Origin of the sequence: Parvibaculum sp. (assembly GCF_049671045.1) — a bacterium.
Taxonomy (GTDB): Bacteria; Pseudomonadota; Alphaproteobacteria; order Parvibaculales; family Parvibaculaceae; genus Parvibaculum.
The window spans coordinates 1-15,568 of record NZ_JBATUH010000115.1; the positions used below are offsets into that span (position 1 = coordinate 1).

A 15,568-nucleotide genomic window follows, 5' to 3' on the forward strand; every position below is an offset into this window, starting at 1 on the left:
CGCGCCCAGTCCGGCAGCGGCGGCGTCTCGGTGCGTACCACGAGAATATCCGGCACGGGCACGCGGCGCTGCTCGCCCTCGATGCGCCAGATTCTGCCGCCATCGGGGAGCGGAATTTCCTCCGCCTCCGGAACAAGAGCGGCGGCAATGAGATTGTACCAGCAATCGGGGGCCGGTTCCGTCTTGCCGCGATAGCCGCAGACATAGAGCCTGTCGCGCGCCCTCGTCATCGCGACATAGAGAAGGCGGCGATATTCCTCGCCCTGCGCCTGGCGATGAGCCTCGCGGGCGCGGGCGGAAATCTCGTCTTCATCCTTGCGACGAGCAGGCCAGAGAAAGAGCTTCGGTTCCGTCGGCAAGGCGAGGAGCGGCGGATCGTGGCGCCCGGATGGCGCTGCGCAGGTATCGGGCATGAAGACGATATCAGCCTCGAGGCCCTTCGCGCCGTGAACCGTCATCACGCGCACCTCGTCGCGTCCCTGCTCCATGTCGCGCTTGATTTCCGAGGCGCCCCGTTCGACCCAATGGAGAAAACCCTGGAGCGACGGCGCATGCAGACGCTCATATTCGAGCGCGAGCGAAAGGAACTCGTCTATCGGATCGTTCGCATCGGGCCCGAGGCGGGCGAGCAATTTGCGCCGCCCGCCCCCGGCCGCCAGAAGCTCGGCATAGAACTCATAAGGCCGCTCGAAATCGGCGCGCTTCAACAGGGCGGCAAGGAGCGCATGGGCCTCGCCGAAGCGCGAGGCCGCCCCCTCATGCGCGGAAAGCGCCTGCCAGAGCCGCCCCTTGCGGCCCCAGGCAAGCGTGAAAAGCTCCTCCTCGCCGAGACCGACGAGCGGGCTTTTGAGCACCGTTGCGAGAGTGAGATCGTCATCCGGCATCAGCACGAACTGGCCGAGCGCCATCAGATCCATCACGGCGATCTGCTCGGTCAGCACCATGCGGTCGGCACCCGCGACCGGAACGCCAAGCTCCTTCAGCTGGCGCACCATCTCGCTCACGAAGGAATTTCGCCGCTGGACGAGGATCAGAATATCGCCCGCGCGAATGGGGCGGCCTCGCGCCGCCAGCGGCTCGCCGCTATCGAGCCAGCCCCTGATGGTCGTAGCGATGCGCCTTGCGAGCTTTGCGGGCGGCGCCGTCTCGTTCATGTAGTCGAGTGGTGCGTCCCACGCGCTTTTCTCATCCTGCTCGTCGGGCGCCTCGGGCTCCCAGATTTCGACGAGGCCCGCATCGAGTTCGCGGTGCGCGATATGCATGTCGACCGCGCCCGATGCGGTAAGGCCCTGGCTGGCGATTTCCTGCGCGAAGACCTTGTCCACGGCCGAGAGCACCTGCGGCACGGAGCGGAACGAGCGCACGAGGCGAACGGGCCACCAGGTGAGTTCGGCCGCCTTGACGCGCGCCTCGAAATGGCGGTGCATGTCGGCGAAGCGCTGCGGATCGGCGCCCTGAAACGAGAAGATCGACTGCTTCTCGTCGCCCACGGCGAAGATCGTCCGCACACGTCCGCGCGCGCCATGCCCGGAAAGGAATTCATCGGTCAGCGCGGCGATCACGTCCCATTGCTCGGGACTCGTGTCCTGCGCCTCATCGACCAGAATGTGATCGATGCCGCCATCGAGCTTGAACAGCACCCATGCCGCCATCTCGCTTTCATGAAGCAGGCGGCGCGCATAGGAAATCAGATCCTCGTAATCGAGAAGGGCGCGGGCGCGCTTGGCGCGCTCGAAATCGGCGAGGATCGCATCGGCGAGATGAAAGACGGCTCCCGTCGCCTCCGCGACGCCGACGGCACGCAGCCGCGCGACGAGCCCCGTGATCCGCTCCTGCTCGCGCTGAAGCGCGGCGACGATGGAGGGATTTTCCTCGCCGAGCTTCTTGGTGATGAGGCTCTTTCGCGGCTCGTCCTTATTGGTGAGGAAGATCGACTTGTAGGTATCGAGGCGAGCGAGCCGCGCCTGTGGGTCGGCGAGAAAATCGGCAAGTGCCCTCGAGCGATCGACATCGGTTTTCGTGCCACGGGCGAGCGTCGCCGCGGCGGCGCGCATTTCCTTTTCAGGCACGGCCGCCATTTCGCGGCGGACGCGTTCGCTCGTCTCATCAATCTCCACGCCGAGCGTCTCGCAGACCGCGCCGATCGCGCCTTCGATACTGCCGAAAGCGGCAATGAGCTTCGCGAAGGCGCGGCGCTCGCCGGTGATCCCGGTCAGAAGACTTCCGAAGACAAACTCATCGACGCGCTCGACGATGAGTTGCAGCGCGCGGCCGAGCGCCGTGTCCGGCGCCCTGCCCGCGCGGCGCAGAACGCCGTCGCGCACTTCCATCATCAGATCGGCGGCGCTGCGATCGTCGAGAATGTCGAAATTCGCGGGCACGCCCGCCTCGAGCGGAAAGCGGCCGAGCAGCCGCTCGCAGAAAGCGTGGATGGTCTGGATCTTGAGCCCGCCCGGCGTTTCGATGGCGCGGGCGAAGAGCTTGCGGGCAAGCGCGATCTTCTCCCCGGAAGGGATCGGCCCTTCGATGCCAGCAATCTCGTAGGCGAGCTTTTCATCCTCCATCACCGCCCAGTCGCCAAGGCGCTGATAGAGACGGCCAGACATTTCGGCCGCTGCCGCCTTGGTGAAGGTGAGGCAGAGAATGCGGCCGGGGTCGGTGCCGGCCAGAAGAAGGCGCGCGACGCGCGTCGTCAGCGCATGCGTCTTCCCGGAGCCCGCATTGGCCGACACCCAGACGGAGGCGGCAGGGTCCGACGCGCGGAGCTGCTGTTCGTCTGCCGACGGACGTTTTTTTGTTTCGAGGGTGGAGCCGGATTCGCTCATTCGCCGCCTCCCGCCGCCGACCATTCCTTCACGCGGGCGAGATGGTCATAGTCGCCGAAGCGCGCCTCGAACATCGGGCGCGGACGCGAGAGATAGGGCGTCGTCTCAAGTTCATATTGCTTCAGGAGATCGACGAGGTTTTCGTAGATCCGCTCCACGAGATCGTCGGGCGCGAGGCTGTGTTTCTCGCCCGCCTTGTCGCCGCCCGTCAGCCGCAGATAGAGAAGGCGCGAGGTCCGCGCCTCGCCGATCTCGCCGAAGCCGCTTCGCGCCGCCATCGCCGCTTCCAGGGGAAGCTGCGGCGCAAGCCCGCTCTCGACCTGCGGGGTGCTCGGCACGGCGCCTGTCTTGTAGTCGATGATGGCGATGGTGCCGTCTTCAAGCTCGTCGATGCGGTCGGCCTTGCCAACGAGGCGCACGGGCCGTGAAAGCTCCGCGATCTCGATCTCGCCGCGCAATTCCGCATGAGCGCGGCGAAGGCCCGCGCGGTGCTCGCGCTCGAAATCGACGATCCAGCCCGCGATGCGCTTGAAGCGCGGCCACCAGAAGGCGGCGACGCCCGGCCGGTCCATCGCATGCGCAAAGGTAGCCTCGCCGATGCGGATGAGTTCGTCGAGCGCATTTTCGGGAAGCGCCTGCGGATAGGCGCGGGCGAAATTCTCGAGCGCCTTGTGGATGATGGTGCCGCGCTCGGCCGCCGACGCATCGGCGTCGATCGGATCGAGGATGTCGAGCTTCAGCACCTTCTTCGCATAGATCGAATAGGGGTCGCGGATGAGCGTCTCGATCTCGGTGACGGAGAAGCGCGCAGGCCGCGCGACGAGCGGCGGCGCCGGACGCGGCTTCGCGATGGGCGCGGCCCGCTCCGGCCGGTCAAGCTCGCCCGACCAGCCCGTCCACTGGGGCCGCGACAAGGCATCGGCGCGGCCGATGCCGCCGAGAAGGCTTCTGAGGCGCAGGAGCCAGCGCGAGGCGACGGTCGGCGCGCCCCCAACCTTGAGCGCCCTTGTGAGCACAACCTCCTCGGCGCTCGCGCCCGAAGCGAAATCATGCGCGGCAAGGCCGATACGCCGCTCGGGCGGCTCGATGGCAAGCTCTGCCCGCATCGGCCGGTTCAGCCATGGATCGATGCTGGCATCCCCCGGCCATGTGCCCTCGTTCAGTCCGCCCAGAATGATGCGGTCGGCATGCTGGAGGCGCGCTTCCAGCGGCCCCCAGATGAAGAGGCGCGGATGGCGGCCGAAGCGCGGGCGCAGGACGCGGCCCCCCGCAAGCTCGGCGAAAAGGCGCGGATAGGTTCTGGCCTCCACCTCGCCGAGCGCGGGCGCTGCCTCCAGCATCTCGCTGACGAACCGGAAGGCCCCCTCGCCCTCGTCGCCCGACCAGAGGCGCTTGTCGCCTCCCTCTCCTTGCGCAGCCGCCAGAGCCTCCGCCGCGACGATATGTGCGCGGATGAGCGCATCGAAAGGCGCGGCCCCGCCAGCGGCGAGATCGGCAAGCGGGGCAACAGCCCGTTCAAGCCGTGCAAGGAGGTCTTCAAGACCGGCGAGTTCCCGGACCGGCCGTCCCCGCGCCTCCAGCTCCGCCTTCGCCTCGCCGAGCGCGGCCCGCAATCCCGCCATGCCGGGCGCGGGGCGGGGCCCGCGCAGCACATGGCGCTCGAGCCTGCGAATGTCGGCGCGGAGCCGCGCGGGCTCGCCCCCGAGGCCCGCGAGCGGATGCTTGAGGCAGGCAAGAAGCGGCACGGGGGCGAAATCCTCCGCGATCATCTCCGCGACATGAGCGAGAAAGCTCATGGGCGGCGTCGCGGCGAGCGGCATGCCGCCCGAATCGTCGATGCCGATCTGCCAGCGGCGAAGCTCGGTCGCGACGCGGCGCGCAAGGCCCCGATCCGGCGTGACGAGCGCCGCCGTCTTTCCCGGCGTCTCCAGCGTTTCGCGCAGCATGAGCGCGATCGCCGTCGCCTCGTCGCGCTCGGTCGCGGCCTCGATCAGCGCCAGACCGTGAAGCGCGTCATCGGCTTCCTTTTCGAGCGCGGCGAGGTTCGCCCGCCAGCGCGATGTCGTGTCGGCGGGACGCAGTGCTTCTGAAAGGAGACGCAGGCGCGCCTTCTGCCATGGCGCTGTCTCGCAGCCCGGCCAGACGAGCACGTCGCTCCGGTCGGCGCGCATGAGCTGAAGGAGCTTCTTCATGCCGTATTGGGGATGGGATTCGCTGCCCGCGCCGCCGAGCCCGTCCCAGCTCTCCTTGTCGAGTTCGAAATCGAGGCCCGGCAGCACGACGGCGCCGAAGGGAAGCCGCGCGATGACGGAGAGAAGCTCGCCCGTCGCCGGGATCGAACCCGTGGAACCCGCCGCAATGACGGGATTTTCGGGCGGCGCGTCGCGCCAGCGCGCGGCCTCGGCCTCCAGGAGCGAATTGCGGCGCGCGACGCCTTCCATCGCGCCGAGGCGGGCAAGCTCCTCCGGCCAGCGCTCGGTCAGCACCTTCAGGAATTCGATGGTGAGCTGCCAATAGGCCGTGAACTCGTCGGGGACGAGACGCGCCAGCGCCCCGAGATCGGCCCGCTCCGTGAGCGCCATGTCGAGAAAGCGGCCGAGATCGGCGGCGAGCGCCAGCGCGCGGCCCGGATCGCGATCCTCGGGCGTGCCCGGAAGGTCGAGGATGAGGCGCGCCAGCCGCATCTGCCGCTCGAGCGGCGCGATGGCGGGCGGCAGGCCGAGGCTCGCGGCAGGCGAGGCGCCGACATCGAGCAGCAATTCGTCCTCATCGACATCGCCGAGCGGCCTCAGCACCGGCAGAAGCATGGCCTTGCCGCCACCGGCGCGCAGAAAGGCATCGCCAAGCGCGCGGGCGGCGCGGCGGGTGGGCAGAAGGATGGTGATGTCGGGAAGCTCGACGCGGCGGCCGAGCCGCTGCCCGAGCGTCGGATCGGCGATCAGGGTCCGCGCCAGGGCATCGAGAAACGGCGTGCCGGACGGAATGGAAAATACGCGCGGCGAATCGTGAAGCATAGGCGAGTGTACCCCTGTCCGGGGCGGAAGCCGCAAGCCGAAGATCGGCGCCGACCGCGGCGGGCGGGCGCTAGAGTTTCCTCATGAATTCCTCGGCGGCGTCGAGGTCCTCGGCCGTCCCCACATGCATCCATGTGCCCGACATGCGCTGGCCGAAAAGCCTGCCCGCCTCGATGAGCCGGTCCCAGATGAGATTGGTCGAAAAGGCGCCGTCGGGCCCCTCCGCGAAGAGCTGCGGCTTGATCACCTGCACGCCCGCAAACATGAAGGGAACGGTCTCGGAAGGCCCCCGGCGCGTGAGGCGGCCGAGCCCGTCCATCTGGAAATCGCCGCGCCCGACATAGCCGATCGTCCTGACGGCGTCGGCGATCATCAGCAGCGCGTCCATGCGCTCCGGATCGAAGGCCGAAAGCAGCCCGGGGAGGTTGGAGCCGAGCCCCTCGACCCAGACGCTGTCCGAATTGAAGGTGACGATGGGGTCCTCGCCCAGCAGGTGAAGCGCCTGCTTGGCGCCGCCGCCCGTATCGAGCAAACGCTCTCGCTCGTCGGAAATGACGATGCGCGGAGAACGCCGCCCGGCGAGATGCGCCTCGACCTGATCGGCGAAGCGATGGACGTTGACGATCGCTTCCTCGATCCCCGCTTCCTCCAGACGGTCGAGCACATGATCGATGAGCGGCACACCCATGAAGGGAACGAGCGGCTTCGGCATGGTGTCCGTCAAGGGACGCATGCGTGTGCCCTTGCCAGCCGCCATCACCATTGCACGCTTGATCTTCATACTGGACCCGGGAGAAATTTTCAGAGCGAACGAAGGAGGGTGCCGGACCCTCCGGAGAGCGCCGGGGAGGCCCCGAGAACATGGGCATCGAGCCATGACTTCAGGGGCGCGAGCGCGGGGTGGACGAGATTGCGCCGCAGATATTCCATCGTGCGCGGCATATGCGCCATGTATTGCGGCTTGCCGTCGCGCTTGAGAAGGCGGGGCCAGAGGCCGATGAGGCGCAGGGCGCGCTCGGCGCCCAGCACGGCATAGGCGGCGCGGAATTCCTCTTCGTCGAAGCCGGCAAGATCGGCACGCGCATGGCTCACATAGCGCGCGAGCATCGCTTCCTCGCGTGCCACCGGCACGTCGCGGCGCGCATCCTGCAGAAACGAGACGACGTCATAGGCCCGCGAGCCGATGAGCGCGTCCTGAAAGTCGATGAGGCCGACACGCGCTATGCCCGTGCGCGCGCCGAGCCAGATGATGTTGGGCGAGTGGAAGTCGCGCAGAAAGAGCGATGAGGGCCCGGCATCCATGACGGGGCGCAATTCGGACCAGAGCGCGTGATATTCGGCGCGCAGATCGGCCGATGCCTCGCGGCCGAGCACGACCGGAAAATACCAGTCGAGAAGAATGTCGAGCTCGGCGCGGAAGACGCTGTCGTCGAAGGAGGGGACGACATGCTCCGTGCCATCGCCCAGAGGCAGGCGGCGGGGCGCATCCTCCGCCTGCAGAGCGATCAGCGCGTCGATGCCCGCGCGATAGAGTTCGTCTAGCGGCTCACCGCCGGGTCCCCTGCCCGCGTCGATCAGCGTCCCATAGGCCGCATCGCCCAGATCCTCGAGAAGCAGCAGCCCCGCATCGAGATCGCGCGCATAGATTTCCGGTGCCGAGAGCTTGAGGCGGCGCAGATATTCGCCGATGGCGACGAAGGGTCCGCAATCGACGGCGAGATGCGCGACCTGGCTGTAGGAAAGCTGGCCCGAGGGCAGCGGCACCTCCGGCACGCGCGGCCAGTCCATGAGCACGGCGGCGCCTTTCGGTCCGCCGAGCCTTTCGTAGCGGCGCGTCGAGGCATCGCCCGCAAGCGGCGCGCGCATGGCGTTCCCCCAGCCCGCGGCGTCGAGAAACGCCCTGATCTCCTCTTCGCGCGTCGCCATTCTAGCCCTTCAACCCGTCAAGCCGCCGCGCCCACGACCCATGGCCGACAAGCAGCGCCTCCCGCTCACCGCCTTCTCCCACAATGCGGATATCGATGTCGAGGCGATCCTTGGGCAGCCGCCCGAGCTTTTCAGGCCATTCGACCAGCACGACGCCTTCGTCGAGCGCGTCCATCAGGCCGAGCTCGGCGGCATCCTCCGGCCGCTCGAGCCGGTAGAGATCGACATGGGTCAAAAGGAGGTCCGGCGTCTCATAGGTCTGGACGAGGGTGAAGGTCGGGCTCGGCACATCCTCATGAAGTCCGTGCCCGGCGAGCCGGGTCTCGATCAGCGCCCGGGCGAGGGCGGACTTGCCGGCGCCGAGGCTACCCGTCAGCGCGATGAAATCGCCGATCCGCACCAGGGAGGCAAGCCTGGCGCCGAGCGCGCGCGTCGCCGCCTCGTCGGGAAGCGCGATCTGGCGTTGCGCGGTCGGGGCGGGGGAAGCGCGTTCGGACATGGGGCGCATAGGAGGAAATGCGGCCGGACTTGTCAATTTCGTTGATCCGGCGCCGATCGCAATTAAAGCGCTGGTAACCCACCGATGGCAGGCTGGGGCGGACGGGAAGACGGGACTCATGCCTTACACAGCTTCGACTTCACGCCTGCGCGCCGCGACCGAGATCGACCCCCAGAGGCTCGAACATCCGGTGCTCTCGGCGGTCAAGGCCTATTGGGATGAACGGCGCGGGACCAGGCTCATGCCCTCGCGGGCAGAAATCGACCCCGTCGCGCTCAAGGACCATCTGGGGTGGATCCTGATGCTCGACGTGCTGGAGGATTGCAGCGACTTCCGCTTCCGCCTCATCGGCACCAAGGTCACCCATTATTTCTTCACCGACGCGACCGGCCAGACGATCACCGAAGCCTTCGCCCGCTTCGGCCCGGCGGCGGTCAATGGCGTGCTCGCCGTTCACCGCAAGACGGCGCGCGACCGCGTTCCCGTCAGGGCCTTCGGCGATGCGGGCTGGCTCGCGCAGCGCTATTACGAGTTCGACGCGATCTACCTGCCGCTTTCCGACGACGGCGTCACCGCCAACAAGATCCTGAGCGTCTTCACCTTCGATCACAAGCGCGTCGCGGCCAGACGCGACAGCGCGCTTTAGCCGGAGCCGGGACCGGCGGCGCCGCCCGCGCCAGCCGTTCGGTATTTTCAAACAATGTGGATATAGAAGTTGACGCCAGCGTCACTTTTATGGCGTGCTCTGCCGATCATTTCAGCCGGGCTGGGTTCCGCCGCCATGAACGATCGCAGGCGGTGACGGCGGGAGCGCGGTTCTATAAAAGGCGGAATGCGCCCTTCGGGGCGAGAGGCGACGAGGGAGAGCGGGAGGACGGGTTTGAGTACGAACAGCGATACGGGCGGGGTCATCATCATCGGCGCGGGCCAGGCGGCGGCACAGGCGGTCATGAGCCTGCGGGCCGAGGGCTATGAGGGCCCGATCCGCATGATCGGCGACGAGCAGGAGCCTCCCTATCAGCGGCCGCCGCTCTCCAAGAAATTTCTCGCCGGAGAGATCGGCTTCGACCGGGTGGAACTGAAGCCCGCCAGCTTCTATGCCGACAACCATTGCGAACTCGCTCTCGGCTGCCATGTGACCGCGATCGAGCGGGCCGGCAAGACCGTGCGCACGAGCGACGGGCGCGCGTTCGGCTACGACAAGGTCCTCATCGCCACGGGCAGCCGGGTGCGAGAGATCAATGTTCCGGGCTTCGATCTGGAAGGCGTGCACTATCTGCGGACGGTCGGGGACGTGAAGGAACTCCAGGCCCATTTCCGCGAGGGCGCGCGTCTCGTCGTGGTGGGCGGCGGATATATCGGGCTCGAGGTCGCCGCCGTGGCGAGGAAGCACGGGCTCGATGTCACCGTGCTCGAAACCGCCGACCGGGTGATGGCCCGCGTCGTCGATCCGATCGTGTCGCGCTTCTATGAGCGCATCCACAAGGAAGAAGGCGTGAAGATCCGCGTCGGCGTCACCGTCGCGGGCTTCGAGGGCGAGGGCGGAAGGCTCACGCGCGTCGTCTCCGGGGAGGGCGAGAGCTTTGCGTGCGATTTCGCCGTCGTCGGCATCGGCATCCTTCCCAATGTGGAGCTTGCCGCCGAGGCGGGGCTTGCGGTCGAGAACGGCATCACGGTCGACGAGTTCGGCCGCACGAGCGATCCCGACATTTTCGCGGCTGGCGACTGCACGAACCATCCGAACGGCATTTACGGCCGCAGGCTGCGTCTCGAAAGCGTTCACAACGCCATCGAGCAGGCCAAGACCGCGGCGGCGGCCATTGCCGGCAAGCAGAAGGCCTATAATCAGGTGCCGTGGTTCTGGTCCGACCAGTACGATCTCAAATTGCAGATCGCGGGACTTTCGACCGGCTACACCCAGGCGGTGGTGCGCGGCGACCCCGAACATGGCCGCAGCTTCGCCGTGTTCTATCTCAAGGACGGCGTTCTCATCGCTGTCGATGCGGTCAATCGCGCGCCTGAATTCATGATGTCGAAGATGCTGATCGCGCGCCATGCGAAGCTCGATCCGGCACGGCTCAGCGACGAAAGCATCTCGATGAAGGAAATCGAGAACGCCTGAAGCGTTTTCGCAACGTAAGCTGCCCAGGCAGAAAATCGCGACCAAGAAGGACCGCGAGAACATAAGAAGGAGACGGGAGAGGATGGCAAAGATCACCTATATCGAGCACAACGGGAAGGAACATACGGTCGAGGTCGCGGACGGGCTGACGCTGATGGAAGGCGCGATGCGCAATTCCATTCCCGGCATCGACGCCGATTGTGGCGGCGCCTGCGCCTGCGCGACCTGCATGGTCTATGTGCCGGAGGAATGGTTCTCGAAGCTCGAGCCCGCGGAACCCATGGAAGAGACGATGCTCGATTTCTGCGACCGCCGCGATGACAGCTCGCGCCTGTCCTGCCAGCTCAAGGTCTCGCCCGCGCTCGACGGCATCCGCGTGAAGATGCCGGAAAGCCAGCACTGACCGCTCAAGACTGACGAAATCATCTCATGCCTTGAGGCGCGCAACGCCCTCAAGGCATGAGTGTTTTCAGTCGGCCGCTCTCGCGAACTTCGCCGAATGCGGCGTCAGGTCGTGCTTCTTCAGCGGCAGATCGCGGATGCGCTTGCCTGTGGCGGCAAAGACGGCATTCGATACCGCCGCCGCGATGGGCGGCGTCGCAGGCTCGCCGAGCCCGCCGAGCGGCGCGCCGCTCTCGATGATATGCACCTCGATCGCCGGTGCCCCGGCCAGCCGCACCATCTCGTAGTCGCCGAAATTCGACTGGGTGACGGCACCCTTCTCGATCGAAATCTCGCCATAGAGCGCCGCCGTGAGGCCGAAGATGATGCCGGACTCGGTCTGGGCCTCGATCGTGTCGGGGTTGATCGCCTCGCCGCAATCGACGGCGGCGACGACGCGGTGAACCTTCAGTTCGCCGGTCGGGCTGACGGAAATTTCGGCAACCTCCGCGACGATCGACTGGAAGGATTCCTGGATGGCGATGCCGCGAGCATGACCTGCGGGCAGCGGCGTTCCCCAGCCCGCCTTCCCCGCCGCAAGCTCCAGCGCCGCAAGATGGCGCGGGCTGTCCTTCAACAGCGCGCGGCGGAACTCGAACGGGTCCTTGCCCGCTTCATGCGCAAGCTCGTCGACGAAGCTCTCGGTGAAGAAAGTGTGCTGCGAATGGGCGACCGAGCGCCAGGCGCCGAAGGGCACATGGGTCGGGCTTTCGACATAGCGGATGGACTGGTTCGGCACGGCATAGGGAATGTGCGCCGCCTCGGCGGGCTCGTTCTTGCCGATATAGCGATTGGACCAGGCGACCGGGTTCCCCTCCGCATCGAGCGCGGCGCGGAAGACCGAGGTGACGGCGGGGCGGTAGCAATCGTGCTGGATATCGACCTCGCGCGTCCAGACGAGCTTCACCGGCGCGTCCACGCTGCGCGCCGCGGCAACGGCCTGCGCGACGAAATCGAGCGTCTGCGAGCCGCGACGGCCGAAGCCGCCGCCGAGATACTGGCAATGCAGCGTCACATCCTCAACGCCGATGTCGAGAAGCCCGGCGACATAGGCGGCAGTGCCGAGCGCATCCTGCGTGCCGACCCAGACTTCGGCCTTGCCGGGCTTCACCCAGACCGTGCAGTTCATCGGCTCCATGCAGGCATGGGCGAGATAGGGCACGCGATAGCCTGCCTCGACGAGCCTGCTCGCGCCCTTGAGCGCCGCGTCCGCATCGCCGAGCTCGACATCCTTCGTGCCCTTGTTCGCGGCGAGGTCCTTGTCATATTGCGCGTAGATCGTCGCCGAGGAGCGCGCGTCATTGCCCTTCGGGTCGAACTTCACCTCGAGAAGCTCCGCCGCCTCTTTCGCCCGCCAGAAGCTGTCGGCGATGACCGCGACGCCACCCGGAACCGCCACGACTTTCTTCACGCCGCGCCGCTCCATCACCTTGTCCGCATCGAAGCTCAGCACATCGCTTCCGAAGACGGGCGCGGGCCTCACGGCTGCGTAAAGCATGCCGGGGCGGCGAATGTCGATGCCGAAGCGCGCCGAGCCATCCACCTTGGCGGGAATGTCCACGCGCGGAATGCGCTTGCCGACGATGGTGTAATCCGCCTTCGCCTTGAGCACGGGATTTCGGGGCGGCGAGAGTTCGGCCGCTTCCGCCGCAAGCTCGCCGAAGGTCGCGGACCTGCCCGACGGCTTGTGGCTCACGACGCTCATGGTCGCCACACATTCCGTTGACGGAACGCCCCACCGCCGGGCTGCGGCGCGGATCAGCATGTCCTTCGCCGCGGCGCCCGCGACGCGCATGCCGTAATGCCCGGTGAAGCGCACCGAGGTCGAGCCGCCGGTGATCTGCAAATTCATGTGCTCGGCGATCTTGAGCATGGCGAAATCCTCGATGCCCGTGAGCGCCGAGGGCACGGAAATGCCATGCGTGAGATAACCCTTGGCGAGCCCGTCATTGGCGAAGGCAATTTCTGCCGGCGCCTGCACGGAGCGCACGCGCGACCAGTCGGCCTCCATTTCCTCCGCGGCCATCATGGGGAGCGAGGTGTGGACGCCTTGCCCCATCTCGGAATGAGGAACATAGACGGTGACGATGTTGTCGGGCGAAATCTTGATCCAGGTGGTCAGCATGCGCTCCTTGGCGCCGGCAACGGAGCGGCCGGCCAGCGCCCGGCGCGACGGAACCGCGAAGGCGTAGCCCAGAAGCAGGCCGCCGCCTGCAAGGCCGCCTGCGACGATCAGCTGACGGCGGGTCGGTCTGGTGATGCTCATGGCGTTCCTCCCGCTCAGGCGTTTGCCAGCGAATGAATGGCGGCGCGCACTCTCGGATAGGTGCCGCAGCGGCAGATATTGGTGATCGCGGCGTCGATCTCGGCATCCGAGGGCTTGGGATTTTCCTTCAGAAGCGCGGTGACGGCCATGATCATGCCGGACTGGCAGTAGCCGCATTGCGGCACCTGCTCCGCGATCCAGGCCGCCTGAACCGGCGCGAGCCCGCCCTTGCCGCCCGAGGCTTCCGCAAGGCCCTCGATGGTGACGATCTCCTTGCCCTCGACCACGATGAGCGGCGTCACGCAGGAACGCACAGCCTCCCCATCGACATGCACCGTGCAGGCGCCGCATGAGGCGACGCCGCAGCCGAATTTCGTGCCGGTGAGGCCGATCTCGTCGCGCAGCACCCAGAGGAGCGGCATCTCGAATTCGACATCGAGCACATGCTGGACGCCGTTGACCTTGATGGTGATCGACATGGGTTCCTCCCTTTCCCGCATGAAGCGGCCCGGACGGGGCGGCCTTCGTCATTCTACACCCGGGACGCGGCCCACCCATAACCGGGGAGTGGGCCTGACGGGCGGGCGACGCGTTCGCGATGAACGACTGACCGTATTTATCATTTCGGTCATTGTTGGGAAAGAGCGCAGCGCGATGGGAATGTCGCAAGACGGTTCACACAGGGGCGCGAATGCGCGGGCCTCGCGCCCAATCGGCACTTTGAAAACCGACCATGTCAGATTAAATATCATGCAGCGGCCGGAACGGTCGGCCTGCCTTGCGGGAGTTGGGTCATTCCATGACGATTGAACATTTCGACGTGCTGGTGGTGGGCGCGGGCATTTCGGGCATCGGCGCCGGATACCACCTGCAGAGGAACTGCCCCAACAGGAGCTATGTGATCCTCGAAGGCCGCGAGCGTATGGGCGGCACATGGGACCTTTTCCGCTATCCCGGCATCCGCTCGGATTCCGACATGTATACGCTCGGCTATTCCTTCCGGCCGTGGAAGGAGGCCAAGGCCATCGCCGACGGCCCGGCGATCCTCAACTACCTGCATGAGACGGCGAAGGACTACGGCATCGACCGCAAGATCCGCTACGGCCATATGGTCAGACGCGCCTCCTGGTCGACCGATGATGCCCGCTGGACCGTCGAGGTCGAGCGCGGCCCGGAGAAGGAGCCCGTGCGCTTCACCTGCAATTTCCTCTTCATGTGCAGCGGCTATTACAACTACGCCGAAGGCTATACGCCAGATTTTCAGGGTACGGAGCGTTTCAGGGGCCGCATCGTCCACCCGCAGAAATGGACCGACGACATCGACTATGCGGGCAAGCGCGTGGTGGTGATCGGCAGCGGCGCCACCGCCGTGACGCTGGTGCCGGAAATGGCGAAGAAGGCGGCCCATGTCACCATGCTTCAGCGCTCGCCGACCTATGTCGTCTCCCGCCCGGCCGAGGACGGTTTTGCGAACTGGCTGCGCCGGCATCTCCCTGCCATGACCGCCTATCACCTCACGCGCTGGAAGAACGTGCTCTTCGGCATGTATTTCTACCGCCTCTGCCGCCGCAAGCCGGAAGCGGCCAGGAAGTTCATCCTCAATGGCGTGCGCGCGCAGCTCGGGCCGGACTTCGACATCGACACGCATTTCACGCCCAGCTACAACCCCTGGGACCAGCGCCTCTGCCTCGTGCCGAACGGCGATCTCTTCGAGGCGCTGAAGGCGAAGCGCGCTTCCGTCGTCACAGACCATATCGAGACATTCACCGAGACGGGCATCCGGCTCAAATCGGGCAAGGAGATCGAGGCCGATCTCGTCGTCACCGCGACGGGGCTCAATCTTCAGGTGCTGGGCGATCTCAAGATCGCGGTCGACGGCAAGGACGTCGATTTCTCGAAGACGCTCAACTACAAGGGCATGATGTATAGCGACGTGCCGAACCTCGCCTCGGCCTTCGGCTATACGAACGCCTCATGGACGCTGAAATGCGACCTCACCTGCGAATATGTCTGCCGGCTCCTCAATCACATGGAGCGGACCGGACTTCGCCAGTGCACGCCGCGCCGCAACGATCCCGATATCGCCGAAGAGCCGTGGATCGATTTCTCGTCCGGCTATGTCCAGCGCTCGCTCGACAAGTTTCCCAAGCAGGGCTCGAAGAAGCCGTGGAAGCTCTATCAGAACTACGCGCTCGACATCATGAGCCTCAGGATGGGCAAAGTTGAGGACGGGGTGATGGCGTTCACCAATCCGGAGCCCCGGAACGGCGCGATGGAGAAGCTCGCGAGCTGAAGACAGGACCGATAGCTGCAACACCGAACCCGGCCGGGACAACCCCGCGCCGGGTTTCCTTTTTTGCGCGCCGAAGGAGCCCCGACCTTCTTGCTACAGGTTAACACGGATGAGAACGCGCTTAAGCCCGCCTTCACCTTTGCTTCCCAAGATCGCTCGCATCACTCGAATTTGCGAGGCAG

11 protein-coding genes are annotated in these 15,568 nt (G+C 66.2%); 4 read left to right on the forward strand and 7 right to left on the reverse strand.

Annotated features, from left to right (window positions below):
- The 5 genes from addA to tsaE form a co-directional block, all read right to left on the reverse strand.
- A partial coding sequence (gene addA, locus WBG82_RS13580; protein ID WP_424425065.1) for a double-strand break repair helicase AddA occupies nt 1-2,825 on the reverse strand: 2,825 nt, incomplete at its 3' end.
- Nucleotides 2,822-5,839, reverse strand: a complete 3,018-nt coding sequence (gene addB / locus WBG82_RS13585) for a double-strand break repair protein AddB (RefSeq protein ID WP_424425067.1) — start codon at nt 5,837-5,839, stop codon at nt 2,822-2,824. The genes addB and addA, both read right to left, overlap by 4 nt.
- A 70-nt stretch (nt 5,840-5,909) precedes the next feature.
- Entirely contained in the window at nt 5,910-6,620 is a 711-nt protein-coding gene (locus tag WBG82_RS13590; RefSeq protein ID WP_424425069.1) for a nucleotidyltransferase family protein, read from the reverse strand.
- A 20-nt stretch (nt 6,621-6,640) separates the two neighbouring features.
- The gene (locus WBG82_RS13595) at nt 6,641-7,765 is read right to left on the reverse strand and encodes an aminoglycoside phosphotransferase family protein (protein WP_424425071.1); all 1,125 of its coding nucleotides are present in this window, start codon (nt 7,763-7,765) and stop codon (nt 6,641-6,643) included.
- Nucleotide 7,766: 1 nt separating this feature from the next.
- Nucleotides 7,767-8,264 carry a tRNA (adenosine(37)-N6)-threonylcarbamoyltransferase complex ATPase subunit type 1 TsaE gene (gene tsaE, locus WBG82_RS13600; RefSeq protein ID WP_424425073.1) on the reverse strand — a complete coding sequence of 166 codons (498 nt, stop codon included), beginning with the start codon at nt 8,262-8,264 and terminating at the stop codon, nt 7,767-7,769.
- A gap of 118 nt (nt 8,265-8,382) precedes the next feature.
- On the opposite strand from tsaE, the gene WBG82_RS13605 reads away from it, so the two are divergent.
- From WBG82_RS13605 to WBG82_RS13615, 3 genes are all read left to right on the forward strand, one after another.
- Complete coding sequence (locus WBG82_RS13605; RefSeq protein ID WP_424425075.1) at nt 8,383-8,910, forward strand: PAS domain-containing protein; 528 nt, start codon at nt 8,383-8,385, stop codon at nt 8,908-8,910.
- 234 nt (nt 8,911-9,144) lie between these two features.
- Nucleotides 9,145-10,386: an NAD(P)/FAD-dependent oxidoreductase gene (locus WBG82_RS13610; RefSeq protein WP_424425077.1), complete on the forward strand. Its 1,242-nt coding sequence runs from the start codon at nt 9,145-9,147 to the stop codon at nt 10,384-10,386.
- 82 nt (nt 10,387-10,468) lie between these two features.
- Nucleotides 10,469-10,789: a 2Fe-2S iron-sulfur cluster-binding protein gene (locus WBG82_RS13615; protein WP_424425079.1), complete on the forward strand. Its 321-nt coding sequence runs from the start codon at nt 10,469-10,471 to the stop codon at nt 10,787-10,789.
- A gap of 66 nt (nt 10,790-10,855) precedes the next feature.
- Here WBG82_RS13615 and WBG82_RS13620 read toward each other — a convergent pair whose 3' ends face one another.
- Together WBG82_RS13620 and WBG82_RS13625 are read right to left on the reverse strand one after the other, a co-directional pair.
- A complete protein-coding gene (locus tag WBG82_RS13620) occupies nt 10,856-13,093 on the reverse strand; it encodes a molybdopterin cofactor-binding domain-containing protein (protein ID WP_424425081.1) in 2,238 nt (745 codons plus the stop codon).
- Nucleotides 13,094-13,107: 14 nt separating this feature from the next.
- Nucleotides 13,108-13,572, reverse strand: a complete 465-nt coding sequence (locus WBG82_RS13625; protein WP_424425083.1) for a (2Fe-2S)-binding protein — start codon at nt 13,570-13,572, stop codon at nt 13,108-13,110.
- Nucleotides 13,573-13,892: 320 nt separating this feature from the next.
- Here WBG82_RS13625 and WBG82_RS13630 point away from each other — a divergent pair, with 320 nt between their 5' ends.
- Nucleotides 13,893-15,386, forward strand: a complete 1,494-nt coding sequence (locus WBG82_RS13630) for a flavin-containing monooxygenase (RefSeq protein WP_424425085.1) — start codon at nt 13,893-13,895, stop codon at nt 15,384-15,386.
- The last annotated feature ends 182 nt before the right edge of the window (nt 15,387-15,568 follow it).